Origin of the sequence: Streptomyces sp. NPDC047981, assembly GCF_040653315.1 — a bacterium.
Classification (GTDB): domain Bacteria; phylum Actinomycetota; class Actinomycetes; order Streptomycetales; family Streptomycetaceae; genus Streptomyces.
The window spans coordinates 1-24,463 of record NZ_JBEZNQ010000006.1; the positions used below are offsets into that span (position 1 = coordinate 1).

The following is a 24,463-nucleotide window of genomic DNA, read 5'->3' on the forward strand; positions in this document are numbered from 1 at the left end:
GTGGCACCGACAAGAGCGGGGACAACGCCGGCGGCGACGCCAAGGAGCTCACCGTCTGGCTGACGGTCGACGCCCAGAACAACTGGCCCGACCCGCCGCCGCGTGGAGGGCTCTGGCCCTGGCCGTCTCGGCGCCCAGCGGTGGCTCGCCCAGGTCCTGGAGCAGCGATTCGACGACATCCCAGGGCGGGATCTCCGTACCGCCGAAGCAGGCCCGCATGCCCTCGGGGTCACGGCCGGCGAAGACGCCGTACCAGCCCTCGCCGGCGACGAGGTGCTCCGCCATGCCGCCCAGGTAGCGCGCGAACGCGCCCATTTCCGCCGGTAGTTGATACACCGTCATATCGCCCGCACCGCCCGTGCACTCGACTGGAACCTTCCGGTCCACGGGCATTCGACCGCAGTCGTGTTACGGGACGACTACAGGCTGTTTTCGCCGGGCGATCACCTCGCGGCGAACGGGTCGGAGTCAGAGGCGGACCGCGATCCCCGTGTGCGGCCGCTTGCCGAGCCGGGCGACGGTGGCGGGCCAGTCGACGAGCCAGTACTGCCAGGTGTACTTCCGCGACAGCAGCTTGCGCACCCGCCGCATCTCCTCGCCCTCCAGGAGGCGGCCGACCCCTTCGACGCGCACCGCGTCGTCGGCCACGTTCCCGCGCACGTCGCAGACGGCGACCACCGCGCGCGGGTCGTTCCGCAGCCGCTTCACCTTCCAGGCGTCGGAGCGCGAGTACGCGAACAGTTCGTCACCGTCCACCGCGTACCAGACCGGGGTGGCGACACCGGTGCCGTCGCGGCGGAAGGTGGTCAGGCTGACGTAGCGGCCGCGGCGCAGCTCCTCGGGAATCATGCGGTCGAGGGTACGCGGAGGCGCCCGCGGACCGTCAGACGGGCACCAGCGCGCACCGGACGACGAGTTCGTCCATCGACAGGCCGAGGGCGGCCGCCAGCGCGGCGACGGTGAAGAAGGCCGGGGTCGGGGCCCGTCCGGTCTCGATCTTGCGGAGGGTCTCGGCCGAGAGTCCGGCCACCGCCGCGATCTCGACCATCGAGCGGTCGCCGCGCGCCTCGCGGAGCAGGCGGCCGAGCCGCTCGCCGCGCTCGCGCTCTTCGGGGGTCAGGGGTGTGCGCACCATGCCGCCATTCTAATACCGGTATAGTAATTGGCATGGTGGAGATCAAGACGGACGAGAACCTGCGCGCGATGCGTGACGCGGGACGGGTGGTCGCCGAGGCGCTGGCGGCCGTACGGAAGAAGGCGGCTCCCGGGGTCACGGGCAAGGAGCTGGACCGGGTGGCCCGCGAGGTGCTCACTGCGGCCGGGGCCGGATCGCCGTTCCTGGGATACCGCCCCGACTGGGCGCCCGTGCCGTTCCCCGCGGTCGTGTGCGTCTCGGTGAACGACGCGATCGTGCACGGCATCCCCGAGGACCGCCGCCTCGCCGACGGCGACCTGGTCTCCGTCGACTGCGGGGCGCTCCTCGGCGGCTGGGCCGGCGACTCCGCCGTCAGCTTCACGGTGGGGCGGGCGCGCCCGGCGGACACGCGGCTGATCGACACGGCGTACGCGGCCCTGGAGGCGGGCATCGGCGCGGCCGTCGTCGGCAACCGGATCGGGGACGTCGCCCACGCGATCGGCCGGGTCTGCAGGGGCGCCGGGTACGGCATCCCGGACGGCTTCGGCGGGCACGGCATCGGGCGCGCGATGCACGAGGACCCGGGCGTCCCCAATGAGGGACGCCCGGGCCGGGGCATGCCGCTGCGGCACGGCATGGTCCTCGCGATCGAGCCGATGGTGATCGCCGGGGGCGGGGACGACCACTACACGGCGCGGGACGGCTGGACGATGCGTACGGTCGACGGCTCGCGCGCCGCCCACGCGGAGCACACGGTGGCGATCACGGACGACGGTCCGCGGATCCTCACGGCGCTCTAGCGCCGCTCGCCGCGGCCCCCGCCGGACCGACCGGCTCCTACCCCACCGGCCGTACGACCATCGCCGAGCCGCCTCCGCGCCGCACGGTCTCGGCGGCGGCGACCCAGCGGCCGTCCGGCAGGCGCTGGACGCCGGTCGCCGCGCCGATCTCCGGGTTCTGCCGGAAACCGTGCCCGATCGCTTCGAGGTCCGCCTTCAACGGGCTGTTCCACAGGCCCGGTTCGAGCTCCGTCGTCGTCTGGTTGCGCTGGCTCGCCCGGGGTTCGGCGATGGCGTCGACGAGCGGCAGGCCGCGGTCCACGACGCCGGTGAGCGTCTGGAGCACGGTGGTGATGATGGTCGCCCCGCCCGGTGAACCGAGCGCGAGGACCGGGCGGTCGTGCCGGTCGAGCACGATCGTCGGGGACATCGAGGAGCGCGGCCGCTTGCCGGGGCCGGGCAGGTTCGGGTCGTGGACGGCCGGGTTCGCCGGGGCGAAGGAGAAGTCGGTGAGCTCGTTGTTGAGCAGGAAGCCGCGGCCCGGCACGGTGATCCCGCTGCCGCCGGTCGACTCGATGGTGAGCGTGTACGAGACGACGTCGCCCCACCGGTCGGCGACCGTGAGGTGCGTGGTGTTCTCGCCCTCGTACGTCGTCGGCGCGGCCGTCCCGCCGCTCGCGCAGGCCGCCGGGTCGCGCGGGTCGCCCGGCGCGAGCGGGCTGGTCAGCACGGCGTCGTCGCGGATCAGGCAGGCCCGGGAGTCGGCGAAGGCCTGCGAGAGCAGCTCGCGGGTGGGCACGTCCTCGAAGGCCGGGTCGCCGACCCAGCGGCCCCGGTCGGCGAAGGCGATCCGGCTGGCCTCGATGAACCGGTGCAGGTACGCGGCGCGCGAGGCGGAGGAGAGGTCCGAGCGCTCCAGGATGTTGAGCGCCTCGCCGACGCTCGTCCCGCCGGACGAGGAGGGGGCCATGCCGTAGACGTCGAGGCCGCGGTAGGAGATCTTCGTCGGCCGGCGTCGTTCCGTCTCGTACGTGGCGAGATCCCGCTCGGTCAGATCGCCGGCGCGGACGACGCGGGTGGCCCCGGCCCGTACCGGAGGCTTGCGAACGGTGTCGACGATGTCCCGGGCGAGCGGCCCCCGATAGAGCGCCCCGACGCCCTCCCGGCCGAGCTTGTCGTACGTACGGGCGAGGTCGGGGTTCTTGAACGTCGAGCCGACCACGGGCAGTTGGCCGCCGGGCAGGAACAGCTCCGAGGAGGCGGGGAAGTCCCGGAAGCGGGCCTCGTTGGAGGCCGTCTGGGCGCGGAAGGTGGCGTCGACGGTGAAGCCGTCGCGGGCGAGCCGCTCGGCGGGTTCGAGGAGCGTGCGCAGCGGCTTGCTGCCCCAGGCGTCGAGCGCGGCCTTCCAGGTCGCCGGCGTGCCGGGGGTGCCGACGCCGCGGCCGCTGGTCATGCCCTCCTCGAACGGGATGGGCTTGCCGTTCTCCACGAAGAGGTTCGCGTCCGCCGAGGCGGGCGCGGTCTCGCGGCCGTCGATGGTCCGTACGGTGCGGGTCCTGGCGTCGTAGTGGACGAAGTAGCCGCCTCCGCCGATGCCCGCGGAGTACGGCTCGGTGACGCCGAGGGCGGCGGCCACGGCCACGGCCGCGTCGACGGCGTTGCCGCCCTTGCGGAGCACCTCGATGCCCACGGCGGAGGCGTCGGCGTCGACGCTCGCGACGGCGCCTCCGTAGCCGACGGCGACGGGTTCCTTCACGGGCGGCTGCGGGCCGGTCCCCGTCGGTGGCGCAGCCGCGCCCACCGAGAGCACCGTCACCGCGACGGCGAGCAGAGAGACCTTCCGAGCGGTGGAGCGTCGCACTTGTACCTCCAGTCAACGGCCGTCCGCGCAGCGTAACTTCCGGCCCGCCTTCGCGTCAGGACCGCCTCGAACAGCGGTACGCCGTACCGCTACCATGCGCGCCCATGAACGAAGACCTGCGCAATGTCGTGCTGGGTGTGCTGGCGACCGGGCTCAGCGCGTCGCTGGGCTGGCTGACCCGGACGTATCTGTGGCGCCGTCGTCTCCGGCGCAAGCAGGCGTTCTTCGGGCTGCGCGACGGTTCCGAGTGCCTGCTCGTCGTGAACCGCCAGGCGGGCAGCGAGCGGGCGGTGCACCACGTCGATGTCTCCGCTCTGCTCGAACTCTCCGCACTGATCAAGGACTGCGGGGCACGCCCGGAGATAGTCCAGCACGACGAGGCCCGGCAAGGTCTGGGCGACCGCGCGGAGTTCTGCGTCGGCGGGCCGTACTCCAACCGCCGGATGGCCGCGCACCTCTCGTCCCTGCTGCCCGGCATGACGATGAACGTGGAGTCGGAGCCGGCCGCGGACCGGGGCATGTTCACGGTCGGGGGCGAGGAGTACCGGCTGGTGAACGGGGCCACCGAGCACGTGATCCTCGCCCGTCTCACCGGCGGCGAGGGCGGGCTGCCGGTCTTCCTGCTCTGCGGTCAGGCCGCGGTCGCCAACCGGGCCGCGAGCCGGTATCTGGCCCGGCACCACGAGAAGCTGGCCCGGAAGTACGGCTCCGGCCCCTTCGTGCTCCTCCTCAAGATCGTCAACTCGGACGCGTACGGCCCCGACGTCGTGGAGCTGGTCGCCGACGTCACGACGGCGGCGCGGACCGCGCCCGCATCCGAACCGGCAGCGTCTTGAGGCCGTTGACGAAGTTGGAGACGAGCCGCCGGGGCGGGGCGGCGAGTTCGAGGTCGCCCAGGACCTGACGCGCCTCCTCGTGCAGGACGCGGAGCTGGAGCCGGGCGAAGTGCGCGCCGAGGCAGACGTGCGGGCCCTCGCCGAACGAGACGTGCGGGTTGGGGTGGCGGGCCAGGTCGAGCCGGCCGGGGTCGGTGAAGACGCGTTCGTCGTGGTTGGCGGAGGCGTGCAGGACGACCACCTTGTCGCCGGCGGCGATGCGGCGCCCGGCGAGTTCGGTGTCGCGGGTCGCGGTGCGCCGGAACGAGAGCACGGGCGGGTGGACGCGCAGGAGTTCCTCGACGGCCCGGTCCAGGGCGACCTCTCCGCTCCACAGCCGGCGCCGCTCGTCGGGGTGGCGGGCGAGGGCGAGCAGCCCGCCGGGAGCGGCACTGCGGACGGTGTCGTTGCCGGCGACGGTCAGCAGGAAGAAGAACATCTCCAGCTCGGCGTCGTGCAGTTCGGAGCCGGCGAGGACGGTCATGATGTCGTCGGCGGGGTTCTTCCGCTTGTACGCGGCGAGCGCGCGGGCGTAGTCGAACATCTCGGCCAGCATCGCGGGCGAGCGGGGGTTGACGGGCTGCCCCTTGTCGTCGAGGACCGGCGGCTCGTCGGGGTCCTGGTAGGCGATGACCCGCTCGGTCCACGCGAGCAGCAGGCCCCGGTCGCTCGCGGGCACGCCGAGCAGGTCGGTCAGGTTGAGCAGCGCGTAGTCGTCGGTGACGGCGCGGACGAGGTCGGTCTCGGGGCCGTCGTCGAGGGCGCCCGCGAGGAGCTCCCGGGCCCGCGCCCGCACCGTGCCCGTGAACCGCTCGATCCGCCCGGGCGTGAAGGCCCGGCTGACGAGCCGGCGCAGCCGGTTGTGGTGCGGAGGGTCCTGGTTGAGCATCATCCGCCGGATGAACGGCAGGTCGGCGGGGTCGGGGTCGCGGATCTGGGTGGCGCCGAGATACGAGGAGTAGGCGGCGGGTTCCCTGAGCACGCGTACGACGTCGGCGTGCCGCGTCACCGCCCAGAAGCCGGCCCCTGCGGGCCACCCGAGCACCGCCCGCTCCTCCTGCCACACGACGGGCCACCGTTCGCGCAGCACGGAAAAGGCGTCGTGCGGGACGCCGTCGGCGTAGATCCTCGGGTCGAAGACGTCGGGAACGTCACGCTCACTCTCCACGCCCCCACCCTGGCCTCCCGGGCCCCCCTTTTCCAGACCGCGTGTCAGTCGCCCGCGCGCGTCCAGAGGGTCAGGTCGCTGCTGGTCGCGACGGCGAGCGTCCGGCCGGACGGAGAGAAGCCGGCGGCGCGGAGCTCGGACCAGTACGCGTCGAAGACATGCCACCAGGTCTGCCCGTGCTCACCCCGGTAGGGCGCCCCGCCCTCCTTGGAGAGCAGGACGCGCTCGTTGGGCCAGTCGGGCGCGACGGCGTCCACGCACCAGCCGCCGTGGGCCGTGGTGTGCAGGCCGCCGCCGTACAGTCCGGCGATCCGCACCCGACGCCCCGTGAGCGACCCGAGTCCCGGGCAGGCGAGGTCGGGGCCGTCGGGTATGTCGTCGTCGGGGTCCCGGTCGCGGGCGATCCGCTCGCCGGTGACGGCGTCGAACAATCCGTGTCCGTCGCTCGAGACGACCATCACGAGGTCGTTCCCGCTGCGGGGATCCACGTCGAACCCGATGCCGAGCAGTCCGCCCACGGCCGCGCACGACTCGAACACCGGTCGCCAGGGTGGGGGCGGGGCGACCTGAGGTGCGGCGAGGACGCGTTCCCTCAGGGCCTGTTGGTACGGCGTGAGTCCGCGTGCGGCGGTGGACATGGGATCGCGCTCCTTCGGGGCGGGCGGGGCTGCCGGGTGCTTTCGGTGGCCGAGTATCGCCCATCTCACATCCGACATCACCGGAATTCATCGGATTGTCGCAACCTCAGGCGTCCTCCTGCCCTCTTCCCTCGGCAAGAGAGATCACTCAGGAGGTTGTCCCTGTGAACCGCACCCGCCCGCGCGCCCTGCTCACCGCCACCGGCGTGGCCCTCGCCGTCGCCGCGCTCAGCTCGTGTTCCGGGGGTGCGGTGGCCGCCGGGGGCGACGGTGGGGCGGCGGGCTCGAAGGAGGTGCCGCCGATGCGGATATCCGTGAACCTCACCGGTGAGAGCGCCAAGGCCGGTGAGCCGGTCACCGTGACGCTGGCCGAGGGGAAGCTGCGCGAGGTGACCGTGACCGACTCCAAGGGGGCGCGGCTCGACGGGAAGGTCGCCGCGGACGGCAGGACGTGGACGTCCGCGCGGAACGCCACGCCCGGCACCGCCTACGCCGTCGAGGCGCGGGACGCCGGCGGGGCCACCGCGAAGGCCGCCTTCACCACCGCCGCCCCCGAGAAGGTCAACAAGCTGACCCTGGCCCCGGGGAAGAACACCACCGTCGGCATCGGCCAGCCGCTGTCGATCGTCTTCGACCACCCGGTGAAGAACAAGGCGGACGTCGAGAAGCACCTCAAGGTGACCACCTCGAACAACACCGAGGGCTCCTGGGGCTGGATGCAGGACTGGTCGGGCAAGGACCGGGTGGACTGGCGGCCGAAGGAGTACTGGAAGGCCGGTACGAAGGTCACGCTCGACGCCACGCTCAGCGGGATCGACTCCGGTGCCGCCGGCGGCTGGTTCGTCCGGGACTACACCACCACCTTCTCGATCGGGAAGAACCAGCTGGTCAAGGTGGACCTCGACAACCACCGGCTGACCCTGACGCGCGACGGCGTGACCGTGAAGGACGTGCCCATGTCGGCCGGTACTCCCGGCGGCGAGAAGGCGTCCTGGCGCGGGAAGACGGTCCTGATGTCCAAGGAGGGCACGATCAACATGCGGTCCGAGACCGTCGGCCTCGGTGACGCCTACGACAAGATGGTCGACTACTCGATGCGGCTGACCTGGTCGGGCATGTACGCGCACGCCGCGCCCTGGAACGCTGCGTACTTCGGCAACGCCAACAAGAGCTCCGGCTGCATCGGGATGAGCGACGCCGACGCGAAGAGTGTGTACGACGCGGTCCAGGTCGGCGACCCCTTCGAGGTCACCGGCTCGGACGCCAAGGGGACGCAGGCCCTGAACAACGGGTACGGCGAGTGGAACCTCTCCTGGGCCGAGTGGCAGGCGAAGAGCGCCCTGCGCTGATCGCGCGTTCAACAATCGTTACCCTCGCGTAACTTACCGACCGGTTACCCCAGGTAAGCCCGCCCGGTTACCGTCGGGTCACTTTGCACTGTCCCCACCAGTGGCACGAGCAAGGAGTGACCCCCCGTGCGCGCACCTCTCTCCCTCGCCGTCTCGGCCGCCCTGGTGGCCGGGACGGCCCTCGGGCTCGCCCCCGCCGCCCACGCCGGCGAGTCCGCCGCCGCCTCCGCCCCCTCCGTCCGCTTCGTCGACATCGCCGGCGACGGCGGCACCGTCCTCAAGGCCAATGTCGTCACCCCGGCCGGGGCCGGCGGCTCGGCCCGCTTCCCCGTGATCGTCCTCCCCACCAGCTGGGCCGTGCCGCAGATCGAGTACCTCGCCCAGGCGCAGAAGCTCGCCGACTCCGGTTACGTCGTGGTGAGTTACAACTCCCGCGGCTTCTGGCAGTCGGGCGGCGAGATCGAGACCGCGGGGCCGAGAGACGTGGCCGACGCCTCCAAGGTCATCGACTGGGCGCTCGCGAACACCCCGGCCGACCCGGCCAAGGTCGGTATGGCGGGCGTGAGTTACGGCGCCGGGATCAGCCTCCTGGCCGCCGCGCACGACAAGCGGATCAAGGCCGTGGCAGCCCTCAGCGGCTGGGCGGACCTCATCGAGTCCATCTACAGCGGTCGCACCCAGCACCTCCAGGCCGCCGCGCTGCTCGGCGGCGCGGGCTTCCTCACCGGCCGCCCCGGCCCCGAACTCAAAAGCATCCTCAGCGACTTCCTCTCCTCCAACCTCGCCAAGGAGGGCGAGATGATCGCCTGGGGCGAGAAGCGGTCACCGGCGACGTACCTCGACCGGATCAACGCCAACGGCGCCGCCATCATGCTCGGCAACGCCTGGGGCGACACCATCTTCCCGCCCAACCAGTACGCCTCCTTCTACGAGAAGCTCCGCGGCCCCAAGCGCCTGGAGTTCCGCCCCGGCGACCACGCCACCGCGGAGGCGACGGGCCTGCTCGGACTGCCCAACGACACCTGGACCAGCGCCCACCGCTGGTTCGACCACCATCTCAAGGGCGTCGACAACGGCATCGACCGCGAGCAGCCCGTGCAGCTCAAGTCCCGGTCCACCGGGGGCTACGAGGGCTACCCGGACTGGAAGTCGGTCGGCGCGAACGAGCGGAAGATCTCCCTCGGCGGCTCCCAGCGGATCTGGGCGAACATCGACTCCGGCGCCAACGGCGGTGTGGTCCTGCTCTCCAACCTCCTCGACCAGCTGGTCAAGGCACCGCCGGTCGCCTCGATCCCGCTCCTCCCGCGCTCCTTCGCCGGGGTCTGGCAGTCCGAGCGGTACGACGCGCCCCAGCGGGTGCGCGGTACGGCGAAGCTGCACACCACGGTCACCTCCACCAAGGAGAGCGGCACCCTCGTCGCGTACCTCTACGACGTGGGCCCGCTCGGCCTCGGCAAGCTGGTCAGCAACGCGCCGTACACCTTCCACGGCAAGACACCCGGCACTCCCTTCCCGGTCGACCTGGAGCTGTTCTCCACGGCCTACGACGTTCCCGCGGGCCACCGGCTCGCCGTGGTCGTCGACACCGTGGACCCGCTCTACATCGAGCACAACCCGACCGGCGCGCAGCTGACCTTCTCCTCCCCCGCGGCCGACCCCTCGTACCTGTCGGTCCCACTGCGAGCGGAGTGATCACCGGCTGCTGCCGGGCGGGCTTGGCTCCCCGCGAGCTACTGCGCGGCCACTACGGCCGCGTGGGGGGACCCCCACCCGGCAGCAGCGTCCCTGGTTCGGCCGGGGCGACGTCCGCGGCCTGTGTCTTGGGACTGCGCCGCTCCCTCCTGGCCACCCAGGTGGCGAACCAGGAGAGGAGCATGCACATCCCGATGTAGATGGGCGAGATGACCATGACCACGGGAATGAACGGCAGATCGTAGTCGAGGTTCGACGCGATCAGCTTCCCCGCGTGCAGGAACTCCTCGTAGGTGATGAGGAATCCGAGCGAGGTGTCCTTCAGCGCCACCACCAGCTGGCTGATGATGGCCGGCAGCATCGCGCGCAGCGCCTGCGGGGCCAGGACGTACGTCATCACCTGGGTCTTGCGCATTCCGAGCGCGTAGGCAGCCTCCCCCTGGCCGCGACCGACCGAGTTGATACCTGTACGGAACACCTCGGCGAGCACCGAGCCGTTGTAGAGGGTGAGTCCGGCGACCAACGCGGGCAGCGGCTGGACCTTCAGCGCCACGAAGATGAAGAAGATCATCACCAGTACGGGCATGGCACGGAAGAACTCGACGAGCAGGGTCGAGACCCAGCGGAAGACCGCCCGCTCGGAGAGCCGTCCGACCGCGAGGACGGCGCCGAGCGCGAGCGAGAGCACCGAGGCGTAGGCGAAGGCCTTGAGGGTGTTACCGAGCCCGCGGAGCAGCAGCTCCTGGATGCCGATGTACTCGAAGGGCGACCACTTGGTGGCCGTGAACTGGGAGGTGTCGAAGAGGAGATAGAGGATCCAGCAGGCCAGCGACAGGATCACGACGGTCGAGATGACGCCGTACAGCAGGTGACGCTTGCGGGTCCGCGGTCCCGGGATGTCGTAGAGGGCGGTGGACTCGGTCATCGGGCGACTCCCCAGCGCTTCTCCATCACGTTGAAGATCACGCTGATGGTGAGGGTGATGATGAGGTAGCCGGCCGCGATCCAGACGAAGGTCCAGACGATGTTGTAGCCGAGTTCGCTCAACGTCTTGTAGGTGCCGAGGAGTTCGTTGACGCTGAAGGCCCCCGCGATGGCGGAGTTCTTGGCGAGCGCGATCAGGGTGGAACCGATGGGCGGGATGACGGACCGGAACGCCTGGGGCAGCACGATCGCGTTGAGGGTCTGACTGAACGTCATGCCGAGGCTCCGGGACGCCTCCCCCTGGCCGCGCGGGACGGTGTTGATGCCGGACCGGAGCACCTCGCAGATGAACGCCGAGGTGTAGCAGCCGAGGGCGAGGACGGCGAACAGCTCGAAGGGGAGCACGAGTCCGAAGCGCGGCAGGCCCAGCATCACGGCGAAGAAGAGCAGGGTGAGCGGGGTGTTGCGCAGGATCGTGACCCAGACCGCGCCGAAGACCCGGAAGGAGCCGACCGGCGCGACCCGGAAGGCGGCCATCACGAAGCCGAGCACGAGGGCCAGGGCCGAGGAGTACACGGTGAGTTCGACGGTGCCGAGGAAGCCTTCGCCGTAGGTCTCGAAGTTGTCCGTCAGGACGTCCATGCGGGGCTCCTTCCTCAGCTCGCCGGGTAGCGGTCGATGGCGGGCGGCTGCGGGGCGGGCACCCCGGAGAGGCCGAGGGTCACGTCGTAGGCCTTCTTCCAGTCACCGTTCTTCTCGTGGACGGCGAGGGCGTCGTCGAGGGCGAAGCGCAGGGCGTTGTCGCTCCGGGGGACGCCGACGCCGTACGGCTCCTCGGAGAACGGCTTGCCGACGACCTTGAGTTCGTCGGGGACCTTCGCCGCGTACCCCATCAGGATGGTGTCGTCGGTGGTGACCGCGTCGACCTGGTAGGTCAGCAGGTTGTCGACGCAGACGGAGTAGGTGTCGTACGCCACCAGTTCCGCCTTCGGGTGGTCCCGTTCGATCCGCTGGTACGGGGTGGATCCGGCGGCGGAGCAGACCCGTTTGCCGTCGAGGTCCTGCGGGCCGTGGATGTCGTTCTCGTCGGTGCGGACGAGCAGCGACTGGCCGGCCAGGTAGTAGGGGCCCGCGAAGCCGACGAGCTTCTTGCGGTTGTCGTTGATGGTGTAGGTGCCGACGTAGTAGTCGATCTGGCCGTTCTGCAGCGCGGTCTCGCGGTTCGCCGAGGCGATGGTCCGGAAGCTGATCGAGGCGGGGTCGAAGCCGAGGGAGGCGGAGAGCATCTTGGCGATCTCGATGTCGAAGCCGGAGTACCACCCGGTGGCCGGGTCCTTCTCCCCCATGTAGGGCTGGTCCTCCTTGGCTCCGACGACGAGGTGGCCGCGCTTGCGGGCCCGTTCCCAGGTCGGCGAGTCGGGCAGCTGGAAGGCCGACTGGACCTGGTAGACGGGGAGTTCGTCGGGCTGCGGACCCTTCACGGGCGGGCTGCCCTCCTTGCCGCAGGCAACCAGCGTGGTCAGCGTGGCGGCGAGCAGCGAGAGGACGGTGAGGCGACGGCGCGTACGGTGCATGTGGTGTCCACCCCCGCTCAGTGCTTGAGGATCTTGGACAGGAAGTCCTTGGCGCGTTCGCTGCGCGGGCTGGTGAAGAACTCCTCGGGTGTGCGGTCCTCGACGATGCGGCCGTCGGCCATGAAGACGACCCGGTTGGCCGCGGAGCGCGCGAAGCCCATCTCATGGGTCACGACGACCATGGTCATGCCCTCCCGGGCCAGCTGCTGCATGACCTCCAGGACCTCGTTGATCATCTCGGGGTCGAGGGCGGAGGTCGGCTCGTCGAAGAGGAGCGCCTTGGGGTCCATGGCGAGGGCGCGGGCGATCGCGACCCGCTGCTGCTGGCCGCCGGAGAGCTGGGCGGGGAACTTGTCGGCGTGGGCGGCGAGGCCGACCCGGTCGAGGAGTTCGCGCGAGCGCCGGTCGGCGTCCTCCTTCTTGCGCTTGCGGACCTTGATCTGTGCCAGGGAGACGTTGGCGAGGACGGTCTTGTGGGCGAACAGGTTGAAGGACTGGAAGACCATGCCGACCTCGGCCCGCAGCCGGGCGAGTGCCCTGCCCTCCTCGGGGAGGGGCTGTCCGTCGATGATGATCTCGCCCGACTCGACGGCCTCCAGCCGGTTCATGGCCCGGCAGAGCGTCGACTTCCCCGAGCCCGAGGGCCCGATGACGACGACCACTTCCCCGCGCCCGACGGTGAGACTGATGCCCTGAAGGACGTGCAACGTGCCGTAGTGCTTGTTGACATCACGCAGCTCGATCAACGGATCGACGACCGCCATACGCTCCCCTGCCCCTTTTCAGCCGTGTCGAGGTCAGCGCAAACTATCCGGCACAAAAAGGGACTTCATGGTCGACACGCGTAAAAGCGGCATAAGCCGTATTTACTGCAGAAGGGTGTCCCGCGGAGGCGGTGCGGGGGTGCGGGGGTTCAGAACTCGGCGGCCTCGCCGTACATCTGGGAGAGCTCCGGCGAGCCGGTCATGGCCCAGTCGAGCCCGGCCTCGACCACGTTGATCTCCCGGCCGGAGGCGAGCCGCACGACCGGCTGGCCGCCGGGCCACACCTGCCAGGCGGCACCGGGCACGTTCCGCACGATGACGGTGCCGAGATACAGACCGGCGTCGTTGCCGATCCAGGGGAGCTCCTCCGGATCGTCGCGCCAGCGCGGCGGGAGCTGATCGAGGGCGGCGAGCGAGCGGGGGCTGTCGTCCAGCGTCACCCCGCGGTCCTGGACTCTGGCGCGCAGCAGCTCGCACTCGGCGAGCAGGTCACCCACCCCTTCGGGGTCGCGGTCGAAGGCCGCGGCCAAGGGGGGCTGATCGGCCTCATGCCGCTTGCGCCAGTTGTCCAGGAACGGGATGTTCATCCGAACAGCGTCGCATTTCACCCTCCCGTGGCACCACCCGGCGCGCGGAGATCATCCACGCCGGGGCGCCCGGGAGCGGGCTCGGGATCCAGGGCCGGACAGGCTCTAGACGTCCAGGTCGACGACGACCGGGGCGTGGTCGGAGGCGCCCTTGCCCTTGCGCTCCTCACGGTCGACGTAGCCGTCCTTGACCGCGTCGGCGAACGGCTTGTTGCCGTACACCAGGTCGATGCGCATGCCCCGGTTCTTCGGGAAGCAGAGCTGGCGGTAGTCCCAGTACGTGAAGGGGTGGTCGTACTTGAGCGGGCGCGGGACCACGTCCACGAGGCCGGTCTCTCGGAGCCCGGTCAGCGCGGCCCGCTCCGGTTCGGTGACGTGCGTGAGGCCCTCGAAGGCCGCCCGGTCCCACACGTCGTCGTCGGTCGGGGCGATGTTGTAGTCACCGAGGACGGCGAAGGGCCGCTCCCCCGCCGCGTCCTCGGCGACGGCCGCGCGGAGCGCCTCCAGCCAGCGGAGCTTGTACGCGTAGTGCTCGTGGATCACCTCGCGGCCGTTCGGCACGTACACCGACCAGACCCGGACCGGTCCGCAGGTCGCGGAGATGGCCCGGGGCTCCTGCACGCCCTCGTACTCGGGACCGCCGGGCAGGCCCGTGACGACGTCGGTGAGGCCGACCTTGGAGATCAGCGCCACGCCGTTCCACCGGCCGGTGGCGTGGACCACCGATTCATAGCCCAGCTCGCGCAGCTCGTCGGTGGGGAACTGCTCGGCGGTGCACTTGGTCTCCTGGACGCACAGCACGTCCGTGCCGGTGCTCTCCAGCCAGGCCAGGAGTCGGGGCAGGCGGGCGGTGATCGAATTGACGTTCCAGGTCGCGATGCGCATGAGCGCAAGCCTAACGGCGGGGTGTGACAGTCACCGTCCGCGAGCCCCGGTGGGTCACAGCCGGGTGGAGTCGCCCGGGGTGAGCCGACCGTGGTCCGTGCCGCCGAGCGCGCCGATCTGCCGGTCGTAGATGGGCCGGGCGAGGTCGGTGAGCAGGGCGTCGTGGATGTCGATGGCGCGGCGCGGCTTGACCTCGCGGACGTACTCGATGACCTCCGAGATCTTGTTCCAGGGGGCCATCACGGGGAGCATCAGCGTGTCCACCGGCCGGTCGGGGACGGTCAGGGCGTCGCCCGGGTGGAAGACCGTGCCGTCCACCAGGAAGCCGATGTTGGTGATCCGGGGGATGTCCGGGTGGATCACCGCGTGCAGCTCGCCGTGGACCTGGACGTCGAATCCGGCGGCGGTGAAGGTGTCGCCGTGGCCGACGGTGTGGACGCGGCCGGGGAAGGCGGCCGACAGCTGGTCCGCGACGCTGCGCAGGGTCCAGATCTCGGCCGCCGGGTTGGCCTCGAGACCGGCGCGCAGCCGGTTCTCGTCGAAGTGGTCGGGGTGCTCGTGGGTGACGAGGAGGACGTCGGCGCCGAGCGCGGCGTCCTCCTCGCTGAAGCCTCCGGGGTCGATGACGAGCGTCCGCCCGTCCTTCTCCAGACGGACGCAGGCGTGCGACATCTTCGTCAGCTTCACAGCACTCCACCTCACGACGGACCGTACGGGCCCGGTCAGCCTACGCCCGGAGACGATCTAGGGAACGTCCGGAGGCGTCGTCTCCTCCTTGATCGCCCTGCCCATCACGCGCAGGGCGCTCTCGGCGGCCGGGAGGCCGCAGTAGACGGCGGTCTGGAGCACGATCTCGCGGAGTTCGTCGGGGGTCAGCCCGTTGCGCAGGGCGGCCCGGGTGTGGTCCGCGAGGGCGTCGAGGTGGCCGCCCGCGATCAGCGCCGTCAGGGTGACGCAGCTGCGGGTGCGGCGGTCGAGGCCGTCCCGGTGCCACACCTCGCCCCAGGCGTAGCGGGTGACCAGGTCCTGGAGGTCGGCGCCGAAGGCGTCGGCGCCGGTCTGCTCCACGTGGGCGTCGCCGAGGATCTCCCGGCGGAGCCTGTCCCCCCGCTCGTACGGGTCGGGGCGCGCGGTCCCGGCGGCCTCGTCGGCCGGTTCGGCCGGCGCGATCTCGGCGACGGGCACGACGGAGGCGGAGACGGGCGGCATCGGCGGCGCCGGCAGCGTGGCCTGGGTGTCGTGGACGATCCCGGCGAAGTGGTCGATGAGCAGTTCGGTGACGGCGGCCGGCTGCTCTACCGGGGCGAGGTGGGAGGCGCCGGGGACGACGGCGAGCCGGGCGTCGGCGATCCCCGCGACCAGGGTGCGGGCCTCGGCGGGGCCGGTGACCTGGTCGTCGGAGCCGACGAGGACCAGGGCGGGGACGCCGATCCGGCCGAGCGCCTCCCGGACGTCGAAGAGGGCGAGCGCCTCGCAGGCGCCGATGTAGCAGCCGGGGTCGGTGGTACGGACCATCTGGACGGCCCACTCGACGATGGCGGGTTGCGCGGCGCTGTAGGCGGGGGTGAACCACTGCTCGGGCGCGGTACGGGCCATGGGGTCGAGGCCGTTGGTCCGGACGATCACGCCGCGCTGGCGGAACTCGTCGGCGCTGCCGAACCGGGGCGAGGTCGCCACCAGGGCGAGCGAGGCGACCCGGTGGGGTGCGCGCAGCGCGAGGTCGAGGCCGACGGCGCCGCCGATGGAGCAGCCCGCGTAGCCGAATCTCTGGATGCCCAGCTCGTCGAGGGTGGCGAGCAGCCGGTCGCCGAGTTCGGCGACGGAGGTGAAGGGGTGGGCGGGCGCACCGCCGTGCCCGGGCAGGTCGAACCGGACGACGCGCCACTGCCGGGTCAGCTCGGGTATCTGCCGGTCCCACATGTGCATGGTCGTGCCGAGCGAAGGGCCCAGGACCAGAACCGGGGCGTCTTCTCTCCCGTCGAGGCGGTATTGCAGGGTGTTACTCGGTGTATCACTCACCCGCAAAACCCTCTCATCTCCCCCTGCCCCGCCCTTCGCCGGGTCGCGCCCGACGCTTCGCGGCCCCGGATCTCCTCGCGGAGCCGGGGCCGTGGTGGGTCGTCGGGTCGTGGTGGGTGATGGGGTCGTGCGGTGTGGGGTCAGCCGGAGTTCCGGGCGGCGGTGCGACGGCGCTTCCTGATCAGGACGCCCGCGGCGGCGCCGCCGAGGAGCAGTGCGCCGACGGCGTACGGGCTGCCGCCGTCGTCCCGGTCCGCGGCGCCGGCGGCCCAGCCGAAGCCCGCCTCCACAGCACCGTTCGGCCGGCCCGAGATCTGGTAGGTGAGGGTCTGCTTGATGCGGGGCGGGCACTTGAGGGTCACGGTGTCCGTGCCGGAGCGGGCGTCGGCCGGAAGCGTGAACTCACCCACGAGGACGCCCTTCCGGTCGCCCGGCAGGAGGTGGAACGTCCCGGCCACCTCCGACGCGCCCTTGCCGTACGTCTCCGCGCCGCAGGCGGTGGTGCTGACGGTGACGGTGCTCCCGGGGGAGGCCTTCCAGGGATTGACCCAGGCGTTGCCGGACGAGTCGGCGACGGCGGCGGGTGCGGACAGGGCGAGTGTGCTCAGGGCCAGGGCGAGCTGGACACCTGTACGTGCGACACGCATGCTTCGTCTCTCCTTCGGCGGAGCTTTCCTGGCCGGCTGGGCCGCGCGGCGCCTGTGCTGTGCTCCGTGCACGAGAAGATCCCCGACCGGTGATCACCGCAACGGGAAGGTCGCGCGCGATGTCCCCCGGTCGGGGTCTTGATCGTCCTTGCCACTGATCGTCTGCGCAGGTCACGGCGGCCCGCACGGTGCCCGCAATCGCATGATGTCCCGCGCGCGAACGGGCTAGTTGTGTCGAGGGAAAGGGTCAGACCCGGCCCAGGATCGCCATGACGGCCTGCTCCAACGCCGCTCCGGGATCCGGCGGCGCACCCTCCGACCGCCACGCGACGAACCCGTCGGGGCGGACGAGGACCGCGCCGTCCACGGTGACGCCGTGGGTCTCCTTCCAGTCGGTGTCGTCCTCGGGCGCGAGCTCCGCGTCGGGGCCGTCGCCGATCCGGTACGAGTCGAGCGGCACCGGCAGCTCCTGCCGGACGCGGGTCGCCGCCGTGTGCCAGCCGCCGGCGCCGTCCTCGGAGCTCAGGAGCACCAGGGACCGCTCGTACAGGTCGAGGGTGGAGATCCGGGTACCGGCGCGGTTCAGCCACACGTGGGGTGCCCGGCTCCCGGGTTCGCCCGTCAGCCGCAGCCCTTCGGAGACGACCGGCAGCGACCGGTCGGCGCCCAGGACGGCGCCCCGCGGATAGCGGTAGCCGAGCACCTCGTTGAGCAGACCGCCCTTCCTGCCCTTGGGACTGTCGGATCCGGTGCCGGGGGCGTACCCGGGGTGGCTGTGCTCGACCGATCGCGACGAGGCACGGGCGCTCGTCGCCTCCGCCACCGGCCGGCGCTCCGCGTCGTAGGAGGCGAGCAGGCCGGGGCCTGCCCAGCCGCCCAGGACGGCGGCGAGCTTCCAGGCGAGGTTGTGCGCGTCCTGGATACCGGTGTTGGAGCCGAACGCCCCGGTGGGCGGCATCTCGTGGGCGGAGTCGCCGGCGAGGAACACCCGGCCGTCCGCGTAGCGTTCGGCGACGCGTTCGGCCGCGTGCCAGGGCGCCTTGCCGGTGATCTCCACATCGAGGTCCGGTACTCCCACGGCCCGCCGGATGTGTGCGACGCACCGCTCGTCGGTGAACTCCTCCAACGTCTCGCCGTCTTCGGGGTGCCAGGGAGCGTGGAACACCCAGCGCTCCCGGTTGTCGACCGGCAGCAGGGCCCCGTCGGCCTCCGGGTTCGTCAGGTAGCAGACGATGAAGTGCCGGTCTCCGACGACGTCCGCGAGGCCGCGCGAGACGAAGGTGACGCTCACGTTGTGGAACAGGTCGCCCCGACCGCTCTGCCCGATGCCGAGCAGCTCGCGCACCGGGCTGCGCGGGCCGTCCGCCGCGACGAGGTAGTCCGCGCGGATGGTGGTGTGCTCGCCGGTGTCGCGGCTCTTGACCTGCGCGGTCACCCCTTCGGCGTCCTGCTCGAACGACATCAGCTCCGTCGCGAAGCGCAGGTCCCCGCCCAGCTCCCGGGCGCGTTCGAGCAGCACCGGTTCGAGGTCGTTCTGGCTGCACAGGCACCACGCGGCGGGGCTGAAGCGGGCGAGACCGCCGCCTGGGTCGATCTCCTTGAACAGCCACTCACCGGCATCACCCACCAGGCTCGGCGTCTGCAGGATGCCGCTGTTGTGGGCCAGGACGGACGCGGCTTCCTGGATGGACCGCGCGACCCCGGCGGAGCGGAACAGCTCCATCGTGCGCACGTTGTTGCCGCGGCCGCGGGGGTGGATCGACGTGCCCGCATGACGCTCGACCAGTGTGTGCGGAACTCCGAGACGTCCCAGGAACAGTGAGGTGGACAGGCCCACCAGCGAGCCGCCGACGATGAGTACGGGCGTACGGTGACCTGCTGCTTCGCCGGCCACGTCGAATCGGTTCATTGTTCGTCTCCCGGCGTCCTGCGACGCGAGTCGGGGATGGGATCCAGATTCAAGCCCTTCGGGGACGGGTCCGCGTGCCGGGGGCACCCGGATGACACGCGGTTCACTCGTCCGCTCTTTCGGGCTCGCGCGCTCTCGGCGCTCCTGTCAACCATCGACACATCACGACTCCGGCGTTTCGGTCGCGCAGGTCGTTCCCCACCCCCCACTGAGAAGAGAAGAGGTGTGCCGGATGGCCCCCTCGGGACGCATCTCGCAGTCTGCCTTCGACGGCTCAAGACTGCGGGTCATCCTCCTGCTCGACCTGTACGAAGGAGCGCAGGAGCAGTTCCTGGACGCGTACGAACTCATGCGCAAGCAGGTCGCCTCCGTTCCCGGTCACATCAGTGACCAGCTCTGCCAGTCCATCGAGAACCCGTCGCAGTGGCTCATCACCAGCGAGTGGGAGAGCGCCCCGCCGTTCCTCGCATGGGTGAACAGCGAGGAGCACGTCCAGACGGTCAAGCCGATGCACAGCTGCGTCCGGGACACCCGTTCCATGCGCTACAGCATCCTCCGGGAGACCGGTCCGGATCGGTCGGCCTCGCGGGCCGCGGCGTCGGCGGACGCGCAGGTGGCCGCCCGCGTGGGCGACGGTGTGGCACGCCACGCCCTCACCTTCACCGTCAAGCCGGGCTCCGAGTCGAAGGTGGCGGAGCTCCTGGCCGGGTACGAGTCACCCCGGGCCCAGGTCGACGAGACCACGCGGCTGCGCCGTACCTCCCTCTTCATGCACGGCAATCGCGTCGTGCGGGCCGTGGAGGTGGAGGGCGACCTCCTGGTGGCGCTCCGGCACGTCGCCCGTCAGCCCGAGGTACGGGCGGTCGAGGAGGCCATCAACCCGTACCTGGAGCAGGACCGGGACCTGACCGACCCCGAGTCGGCACGGGTGTTCTTCACCCGGGCCGCGCTCCCGGCCGTCCAGCACGTGGTGTCCAGCCGGCCGGCACCGGCCGAGCTGCGACGGCACGCGCTGTACTACCCGGCCAAGGAGGGCCGCGGGATGGAGCTGGCCCGGCTGCTCGCCCATCAGGACCGGGCCGCTGCCGACGATCCGGACAGCCCGGTGTACGGCAGCACCGTGTTCCAGCGCGACGACATCGTGGTGCGCCTCGTCGACATCGAGGGCGAACTCGACCTGGACCCCGTCGCCTCGCTCGGGCTCAAGGGCTCCGGCAAGGCCGCGGAGCTGGAACTCCTTCTCGACGGCGCCGCGATCGGCGTCGAGGGCTCCCTGAAGACGGAGCGCAACGTCAACCGGCTTCTGTCGCACGCCGACATGCTGCCCGTCACCGACCGCACGGCGGATTCCTGACAGCCGGTCGCGGCCCCGTAGCAGTCGCCCCTCAGCACGTCACTGCCACATCCGGAGGTACCCACCATGCTCAAGCAGCGCCCGCGCATCGTGACCCTGGACGAGACGGAACCCAACCGCAGGCGCGGAGGTGACCTGCGGGCCATGCTCACGCCGGCCACCGTGGGGTCCACCAGCGGCTTCATGGGACTGGCCATCGTTCAACCGGGCGAACGCATCGGCGAGCACTACCACCCGTACTCCGAGGAGTTCGTGTACGTCGTCTCGGGTGCGCTGGAAGTGGACCTGGACGGTGAGACGTACGCGCTCACGACCGATCAGGGTCTCCTGATCCCGATCGACATGCGACACCGCTTCCGCAACGTGGGCGACGTGGAGGCTCGGATGGTCTTCCACCTGGGCCCGCTCGCCCCCCGGCCGAGCCTCGGACACGTCGACACCGAGGTCACCGACGAGGCCGAGTTCGCCGCCGCGGGCCCGCACCTGACCGTGGGCGACCCGGGACAGGTGTCCGAGCGAAGCGGGGCCATCGAGTGACCCGGCGTGTGGCCGTCACCGGTATCGGTGTGGTCGCTCCGGGCGGCACCGGAGCGAAGGCGTTCTGGGACCTCCTCGCCGCCGGCCGTACCGCGACCCGCGGCATCACCCTGTTCGACCCGGTCGGGCTGCGCTCCCGGATAGCCGCCGAGTGCGACTTCGACCCGGCGGAGCACGGCCTCGACCCGGAGGTGAGCCGGCACGCCGACCGGTACATCCAGTTCGCCGTCGTCGCCGCCGGGGAAGCCGTCCGCGACTCCGGACTCGACACCGACACCGAGGACCCCTGGCGCGTCGCCGTCTCCCTGGGCAGCGCCGTCGGCGGCACCACCCGGCTCGAGCACGACTACGTCCTGGTCAGCGAGGGCGGGCAGCGGTGGGACGTGGACCACCGCGCCGCCGACCCCAAGCTGCACCTGGCGTTCTCGCCGAGCACCCTCGCCTCGGTCGTGGCCGAGCGGTTCGGCGCCCGCGGCCCGGTGCAGACCGTCTCCACCGGCTGCACCTCCGGCCTCGACGCCGTCGGCTACGCCTTCCACACCATCGAGGAGGGCCGGGCGGACGTCTGCATCGCGGGCGCGTCGGACTCCCCGATATCCCCGATCACCATGGCCTGCTTCGATGCCATCAAGGCCACGTCGCCCGACAACGACGACCCGGAGCACGCCTCCAGGCCCTTCGACAACAACCGCAACGGTTTCGTCATGGGCGAGGGCGCGGCCGTGCTCGTTCTGGAGGAGTACGAGCACGCCAGGGCTCGCGGTGCGCACATCTACTGCGAGATCGGCGGCTACGCCACCTTCGGCAACGCGTACCACATGACCGGTCTGACCGGCGAAGGGCTCGAGATGTCCCGGGCGATCGACTCCACGCTCGACCAGGCCCGTCTCGACCCCACGCTGATCGACTACGTCAACGCACACGGCTCGGGCACCCGGCAGAACGACCGGCACGAGACCGCCGCCGTGAAGCTGTCCCTGGGCGCGCACGCCTACGACACGCCCATGAGCTCCATCAAGTCCATGGTGGGGCACTCGCTGGGCGCGATCGGCGCGATCGAGGTGGCCGCGTGCGTCCTCGCGCTGAAGCACCAGGTGGTACCTCCGACGGCGAACTACGAGACCCCCGACCCCGAGTGCGACCTGGACTACGTGCCGCGCACCGCCCGCCCCCGGAAGCTCAGGAACGTGCTCTCCGTGGGCAGCGGATTCGGCGGCTTCCAGTCCGCGGTCCTCCTGACGGGGCCGGGCGGGAGGACACGATGAGCACTGAGCGCCCACGGCGGGCGGTCGTCACCGGCATCGGTGTGATCGCTCCCAACGGATTGAGTGCCGACACGTACTGGAAGTCCGTCCGGGAAGGCCTCGGCGTTCTGGACCGGATCACCCGCGAGGGCTGCCAGGAGCTGCCGCTCAAGGTCGCGGGCGAGGTCCGGGGCTTCGACGCCTCGGATCTGATCGAGGAGCGATTCCTCGTCCAGACCGACCGCTTCAGCCACTACGCGATGGCCGCGGCCCAGCTCGCCCTCGACGACGCCGGCCTCGCTCTCGACGATCCGGAGGAGCCCTTCTCGATCGGCGTGGTCACCGCGGCCGGTTCCGGTGGCGGCGAGTTCGGCCAGCGAGAGCTCCAGAAACTCTGGGGCCAGGGATCCAAGTTCGTCGGCCCGTACCAGTCCATCGCCTGGTTCTACGCCGCGAGCACCGGCCAGATCTCCATCCGGAGCGGGTTCAAGGGGCCGTGCGGCGTGGTCGCGAGCGACGAGGCGGGAGGCCTGGACGGCCTCGCCCACGCGGCCCGGGCCGTACGGCGTGGGACCGGTGCGGTGATCGTCGGAGCGGCGGAGGCGCCCCTCGCCCCTTACTCGATGGTGTGCCAGCTCGGATACCCGGAGCTCAGCACCGTCGAGGACCCGGACCGCGCCTACCGGCCCTTCACCCCAGGAGCCTGCGGCTTCGTCCCGGCAGAGGGCGGCGCGATGCTCGTCGTGGAGGACGAGTCCCGCGCCCGCGGCCGGGGGGCGGCCGTGCGGGCCTTCGTGGCCGGCCACGGCGCCACGTTCACCGGTGCCTCCCGGTGGGAGGAGTCCCGGGAGGGACTCGCCCGCGCCGTCCGCGTCGCCCTCGACGAGGCCGGATGCGCCCCCGAGGAGATCGACGTCGTCTTCGCGGACGCCCTGGGCGTACCGGAGGCGGACCGTGCCGAGGCGCTGGCGATCGCCGACGCCCTCGGGGACCACGCCACCCGCGTACCCGTCACGGCGCCCAAGACGGGCATCGGCCGTGCCTACTGCGGGGCACCCGTCCTGGACACCGCCGCCGCGGTCTTCGCGATGGAGCACGGCGTCGTTCCGCCCACCCCCAACGTGTTCGACATCTGCCACGACCTCGATCTGGTGATGTCCCGCGCTCGCCCCGCCGAGCTGCGCACGGCCCTGGTCCTCAGCCGGGGACTCATGGGATCCAACGCGGCGCTGGTCCTGCGCCGCGGCGACGAATCCGCCCGGTAGGACCGGGCGGGAAGGAGAGCACAGATGATCACCACCACCCTCACCTTCGAGGAACTCGCCGCGCTGATGAAGCAGTCGGCCGGGGTCACCGTCCCCGTCCCGGAGCTGGAGAAGGCGCCGGACACGCCGTTCGCCGGTCTCGGCGTCGACTCGCTCGGCCTGCTCGGGATCGTCGGCGAGCTGGAGAACCGGTACAGCGTGTCGCTGCCCACCGACGCCGAGCGCTGCAAGACGCCGGCCGAGTTCCTCGACCTCGTCAACACCGCCCTCAAGACGGGAGTCTGACGGTGTCCGGTCACACTGACAACAGCATCACCATCGACGCCCCGCTCGACCTCGTCTGGGAGATCACCAACGACATCGAGAACTGGCCCGGCCTCTTCAGTGAATACGCCTCCCTGGAGGTGCTCGACCGCGAGGGCGACTCCACCACCTTCCGCCTGACCATGCACCCGGACGAGTCCGGGAAGGTCTGGAGCTGGGTGTCGGAGCGCACCGTCGACCGCCCCGGGCGGACGGTCCGCGCCCGCCGCGTCGAGACCGGCCCGTTCGACCACATGAACATCCGGTGGGAGTACGAGGAGACGCCGGCCGGCGTGCACATGCGCTGGGTCCAGGACTTCGCGATGAAGCCCGAGGCTCCGGTCGACGACGCCTGGATGACCGACAACATCAACCGCAACTCCCGTACGCAGATGGCCCTCATCCGGGACCGCATCGAGCAGGTCGCCCGCGACCGCCGGAGCGCCTCGGTCCTGCCCGGCTGACCCGCACCGGGCCGCGCGCCCCGCGGCGTCGCGCACCCGCCCACCTGCACACCCGCAGCGGCAGCGCTCCCAGGAAGGACGCTCGATGCACCACGCTCTGATCGTCGCCCGCATGGTGCCCGATTCGGCACCGGCGATCGCCGACGTGTTCGCCGCCTCCGACCGCGGCGAACTCCCGCACCTCGTCGGCGTCACCCGACGTCGGCTGTTCCAGTTCGGTGATGTGTACCTGCACCTCATCGAGTCGGACCAGGACCCGGCGCCGGCCATCGCGAAGCTGGCGGGCCACCCGGAGTTCCGGGACACCAGCGAGCGCCTGTCGGCGTACGTCAGCGCGTACGACCCGCAGACGTGGCGGAGCCCCAAGGACGCCATGGCCCAGTGCTTCTACCGCTGGGAGCGCGACGGGGGTTCCTGACCCCCGAGGCCCGTACGCGCCCGGCAGCGAAACCCGAGGCCGCCCGCCCCGCGAACGAAGCGGAGCGGGCGG

At 71.3% G+C, this 24,463-nt stretch carries 27 protein-coding genes; 11 read left to right on the forward strand and 16 right to left on the reverse strand.

Annotated elements, in window-relative coordinates; genetic code table 11:
- Positions 1-48: 48 nt before the first annotated feature.
- The 3 genes from AB0E14_RS05490 to AB0E14_RS05500 form a co-directional block, all read right to left on the reverse strand.
- Complete coding sequence (locus AB0E14_RS05490; RefSeq protein ID WP_362412414.1) at positions 49-315, reverse strand: hypothetical protein; 267 nt, start codon at positions 313-315, stop codon at positions 49-51.
- Positions 316-468: 153 nt separating this feature from the next.
- Positions 469-849 (reverse strand): PPOX class F420-dependent oxidoreductase, encoded by a 381-nt coding sequence (locus AB0E14_RS05495; protein WP_362412417.1) that lies wholly within the window; start codon positions 847-849, stop codon positions 469-471.
- A 34-nt stretch (positions 850-883) separates the two neighbouring features.
- The gene (locus AB0E14_RS05500) at positions 884-1,135 is read right to left on the reverse strand and encodes a helix-turn-helix transcriptional regulator (RefSeq protein WP_362412420.1); all 252 of its coding nucleotides are present in this window, start codon (positions 1,133-1,135) and stop codon (positions 884-886) included.
- On the opposite strand from AB0E14_RS05500, the gene map reads away from it, so the two are divergent.
- The gene (map, locus tag AB0E14_RS05505; protein WP_362412423.1) at positions 1,123-1,935 is read left to right on the forward strand and encodes a type I methionyl aminopeptidase; all 813 of its coding nucleotides are present in this window, start codon (positions 1,123-1,125) and stop codon (positions 1,933-1,935) included. The genes AB0E14_RS05500 and map overlap by 13 nt on opposite strands.
- A gap of 37 nt (positions 1,936-1,972) precedes the next feature.
- Here map and ggt read toward each other — a convergent pair whose 3' ends face one another.
- A complete protein-coding gene (gene ggt / locus AB0E14_RS05510) occupies positions 1,973-3,775 on the reverse strand; it encodes a gamma-glutamyltransferase (RefSeq protein WP_362412426.1) in 1,803 nt (600 codons plus the stop codon).
- A gap of 104 nt (positions 3,776-3,879) precedes the next feature.
- Between ggt and AB0E14_RS05515 the strand changes: the two genes are divergently transcribed.
- Positions 3,880-4,611, forward strand: coding sequence for a hypothetical protein (locus AB0E14_RS05515; RefSeq protein WP_362412429.1), 732 nt, complete (start codon positions 3,880-3,882; stop codon positions 4,609-4,611).
- Here AB0E14_RS05515 and AB0E14_RS05520 read toward each other — a convergent pair.
- Both AB0E14_RS05520 and AB0E14_RS05525 read right to left on the reverse strand, forming a co-directional pair.
- On the reverse strand, positions 4,562-5,818 hold the full coding sequence (locus tag AB0E14_RS05520) for a cytochrome P450 (protein WP_362412432.1): 1,257 nt from the start codon (positions 5,816-5,818) through the stop codon (positions 4,562-4,564). The two genes, AB0E14_RS05515 and AB0E14_RS05520, sit on opposite strands and share 50 nt — an antisense overlap.
- 44 nt (positions 5,819-5,862) lie before the next feature.
- Positions 5,863-6,456 (reverse strand): hypothetical protein, encoded by a 594-nt coding sequence (locus tag AB0E14_RS05525; protein WP_362412435.1) that lies wholly within the window; start codon positions 6,454-6,456, stop codon positions 5,863-5,865.
- 164 nt (positions 6,457-6,620) lie between these two features.
- Here AB0E14_RS05525 and AB0E14_RS05530 point away from each other — a divergent pair, with 164 nt between their 5' ends.
- Positions 6,621-7,805 (forward strand): Ig-like domain-containing protein, encoded by a 1,185-nt coding sequence (locus AB0E14_RS05530; protein ID WP_362412438.1) that lies wholly within the window; start codon positions 6,621-6,623, stop codon positions 7,803-7,805.
- 126 nt (positions 7,806-7,931) lie between these two features.
- Positions 7,932-9,497, forward strand: coding sequence for a CocE/NonD family hydrolase (locus tag AB0E14_RS05535; RefSeq protein WP_362412441.1), 1,566 nt, complete (start codon positions 7,932-7,934; stop codon positions 9,495-9,497).
- Between the two features lie 52 nt (positions 9,498-9,549).
- Here the strand turns inward: AB0E14_RS05535 and AB0E14_RS05540 are convergent, their stop codons facing one another.
- From AB0E14_RS05540 to AB0E14_RS05585, 10 genes are all read right to left on the reverse strand, one after another.
- Positions 9,550-10,422 (reverse strand): amino acid ABC transporter permease, encoded by an 873-nt coding sequence (locus AB0E14_RS05540; RefSeq protein WP_362412444.1) that lies wholly within the window; start codon positions 10,420-10,422, stop codon positions 9,550-9,552.
- Positions 10,419-11,063, reverse strand: coding sequence for an amino acid ABC transporter permease (locus AB0E14_RS05545; RefSeq protein ID WP_362412447.1), 645 nt, complete (start codon positions 11,061-11,063; stop codon positions 10,419-10,421). Before AB0E14_RS05545 ends, AB0E14_RS05540 begins: the two co-directional genes overlap by 4 nt.
- A gap of 14 nt (positions 11,064-11,077) precedes the next feature.
- Positions 11,078-11,995, reverse strand: coding sequence for a glutamate ABC transporter substrate-binding protein (locus AB0E14_RS05550; RefSeq protein ID WP_362412450.1), 918 nt, complete (start codon positions 11,993-11,995; stop codon positions 11,078-11,080).
- A 17-nt stretch (positions 11,996-12,012) separates the two neighbouring features.
- Positions 12,013-12,759, reverse strand: a complete 747-nt coding sequence (locus AB0E14_RS05555; RefSeq protein WP_362412453.1) for an amino acid ABC transporter ATP-binding protein — start codon at positions 12,757-12,759, stop codon at positions 12,013-12,015.
- Positions 12,760-12,908: 149 nt separating this feature from the next.
- Positions 12,909-13,346, reverse strand: a complete 438-nt coding sequence (locus AB0E14_RS05560; RefSeq protein ID WP_362412455.1) for a DUF6278 family protein — start codon at positions 13,344-13,346, stop codon at positions 12,909-12,911.
- Positions 13,347-13,451: 105 nt separating this feature from the next.
- Positions 13,452-14,231 carry an exodeoxyribonuclease III gene (locus AB0E14_RS05565; protein ID WP_362412458.1) on the reverse strand — a complete coding sequence of 260 codons (780 nt, stop codon included), beginning with the start codon at positions 14,229-14,231 and terminating at the stop codon, positions 13,452-13,454.
- Between the two features lie 54 nt (positions 14,232-14,285).
- Positions 14,286-14,903: an MBL fold metallo-hydrolase gene (locus AB0E14_RS05570; RefSeq protein ID WP_362412880.1), complete on the reverse strand. Its 618-nt coding sequence runs from the start codon at positions 14,901-14,903 to the stop codon at positions 14,286-14,288.
- Positions 14,904-14,975: 72 nt separating this feature from the next.
- Complete coding sequence (locus AB0E14_RS05575; RefSeq protein WP_362412461.1) at positions 14,976-16,250, reverse strand: alpha/beta fold hydrolase; 1,275 nt, start codon at positions 16,248-16,250, stop codon at positions 14,976-14,978.
- A gap of 140 nt (positions 16,251-16,390) precedes the next feature.
- Positions 16,391-16,897: a sortase gene (locus AB0E14_RS05580; RefSeq protein WP_362412464.1), complete on the reverse strand. Its 507-nt coding sequence runs from the start codon at positions 16,895-16,897 to the stop codon at positions 16,391-16,393.
- A gap of 247 nt (positions 16,898-17,144) precedes the next feature.
- Positions 17,145-18,806 carry an FAD-dependent monooxygenase gene (locus AB0E14_RS05585; RefSeq protein WP_362412467.1) on the reverse strand — a complete coding sequence of 554 codons (1,662 nt, stop codon included), beginning with the start codon at positions 18,804-18,806 and terminating at the stop codon, positions 17,145-17,147.
- A gap of 232 nt (positions 18,807-19,038) precedes the next feature.
- On the opposite strand from AB0E14_RS05585, the gene AB0E14_RS05590 reads away from it, so the two are divergent.
- The 7 genes from AB0E14_RS05590 to AB0E14_RS05620 all read left to right on the forward strand — a co-directional run bounded on the left by AB0E14_RS05590 (position 19,039) and on the right by AB0E14_RS05620 (position 24,391).
- Positions 19,039-20,160, forward strand: a complete 1,122-nt coding sequence (locus tag AB0E14_RS05590; RefSeq protein ID WP_362412470.1) for a SchA/CurD-like domain-containing protein — start codon at positions 19,039-19,041, stop codon at positions 20,158-20,160.
- A gap of 66 nt (positions 20,161-20,226) precedes the next feature.
- Positions 20,227-20,697 carry a cupin domain-containing protein gene (locus AB0E14_RS05595; RefSeq protein WP_362412472.1) on the forward strand — a complete coding sequence of 157 codons (471 nt, stop codon included), beginning with the start codon at positions 20,227-20,229 and terminating at the stop codon, positions 20,695-20,697.
- Positions 20,694-21,962 (forward strand): beta-ketoacyl-[acyl-carrier-protein] synthase family protein, encoded by a 1,269-nt coding sequence (locus tag AB0E14_RS05600; RefSeq protein WP_362412475.1) that lies wholly within the window; start codon positions 20,694-20,696, stop codon positions 21,960-21,962. Before AB0E14_RS05595 ends, AB0E14_RS05600 begins: the two co-directional genes overlap by 4 nt.
- Entirely contained in the window at positions 21,959-23,206 is a 1,248-nt protein-coding gene (locus AB0E14_RS05605) for a ketosynthase chain-length factor (RefSeq protein WP_362412478.1), read from the forward strand. The genes AB0E14_RS05600 and AB0E14_RS05605 overlap by 4 nt, the downstream gene beginning before the upstream one ends.
- A 24-nt stretch (positions 23,207-23,230) precedes the next feature.
- Positions 23,231-23,491 (forward strand): acyl carrier protein, encoded by a 261-nt coding sequence (locus AB0E14_RS05610; protein WP_362412481.1) that lies wholly within the window; start codon positions 23,231-23,233, stop codon positions 23,489-23,491.
- 2 nt (positions 23,492-23,493) lie between these two features.
- On the forward strand, positions 23,494-23,973 hold the full coding sequence (locus AB0E14_RS05615) for an SRPBCC family protein (protein WP_362412484.1): 480 nt from the start codon (positions 23,494-23,496) through the stop codon (positions 23,971-23,973).
- Positions 23,974-24,058: 85 nt separating this feature from the next.
- Positions 24,059-24,391, forward strand: a complete 333-nt coding sequence (locus AB0E14_RS05620; protein WP_362412487.1) for a TcmI family type II polyketide cyclase — start codon at positions 24,059-24,061, stop codon at positions 24,389-24,391.
- Positions 24,392-24,463 lie beyond the last annotated feature (72 nt).

Coding starts and splice junctions, on each gene's coding strand:
- AB0E14_RS05585 (WP_362412467.1), bottom strand. CDS start 18,806: ATGAACCGATTCGACGTGGCCGGCGAAGCAGCAGGTCACCGTACGCCC.
- AB0E14_RS05525 (WP_362412435.1), bottom strand. CDS start 6,456: ATGTCCACCGCCGCACGCGGACTCACGCCGTACCAACAGGCCCTGAGG.
- AB0E14_RS05590 (WP_362412470.1), top strand. CDS start 19,039: ATGGCCCCCTCGGGACGCATCTCGCAGTCTGCCTTCGACGGCTCAAGA.
- AB0E14_RS05515 (WP_362412429.1), top strand. CDS start 3,880: ATGAACGAAGACCTGCGCAATGTCGTGCTGGGTGTGCTGGCGACCGGG.
- AB0E14_RS05610 (WP_362412481.1), top strand. CDS start 23,231: ATGATCACCACCACCCTCACCTTCGAGGAACTCGCCGCGCTGATGAAG.
- AB0E14_RS05595 (WP_362412472.1), top strand. CDS start 20,227: ATGCTCAAGCAGCGCCCGCGCATCGTGACCCTGGACGAGACGGAACCC.
- AB0E14_RS05565 (WP_362412458.1), bottom strand. CDS start 14,231: ATGCGCATCGCGACCTGGAACGTCAATTCGATCACCGCCCGCCTGCCC.
- AB0E14_RS05620 (WP_362412487.1), top strand. CDS start 24,059: ATGCACCACGCTCTGATCGTCGCCCGCATGGTGCCCGATTCGGCACCG.
- AB0E14_RS05580 (WP_362412464.1), bottom strand. CDS start 16,897: ATGCGTGTCGCACGTACAGGTGTCCAGCTCGCCCTGGCCCTGAGCACA.
- AB0E14_RS05605 (WP_362412478.1), top strand. CDS start 21,959: ATGAGCACTGAGCGCCCACGGCGGGCGGTCGTCACCGGCATCGGTGTG.
- AB0E14_RS05495 (WP_362412417.1), bottom strand. CDS start 849: ATGATTCCCGAGGAGCTGCGCCGCGGCCGCTACGTCAGCCTGACCACC.
- AB0E14_RS05540 (WP_362412444.1), bottom strand. CDS start 10,422: ATGACCGAGTCCACCGCCCTCTACGACATCCCGGGACCGCGGACCCGC.
- AB0E14_RS05570 (WP_362412880.1), bottom strand. CDS start 14,903: ATGTCGCACGCCTGCGTCCGTCTGGAGAAGGACGGGCGGACGCTCGTC.
- AB0E14_RS05545 (WP_362412447.1), bottom strand. CDS start 11,063: ATGGACGTCCTGACGGACAACTTCGAGACCTACGGCGAAGGCTTCCTC.
- AB0E14_RS05555 (WP_362412453.1), bottom strand. CDS start 12,759: ATGGCGGTCGTCGATCCGTTGATCGAGCTGCGTGATGTCAACAAGCAC.
- AB0E14_RS05560 (WP_362412455.1), bottom strand. CDS start 13,346: ATGAACATCCCGTTCCTGGACAACTGGCGCAAGCGGCATGAGGCCGAT.
- AB0E14_RS05490 (WP_362412414.1), bottom strand. CDS start 315: ATGGGCGCGTTCGCGCGCTACCTGGGCGGCATGGCGGAGCACCTCGTC.
- AB0E14_RS05550 (WP_362412450.1), bottom strand. CDS start 11,995: ATGCACCGTACGCGCCGTCGCCTCACCGTCCTCTCGCTGCTCGCCGCC.
- AB0E14_RS05500 (WP_362412420.1), bottom strand. CDS start 1,135: ATGGTGCGCACACCCCTGACCCCCGAAGAGCGCGAGCGCGGCGAGCGG.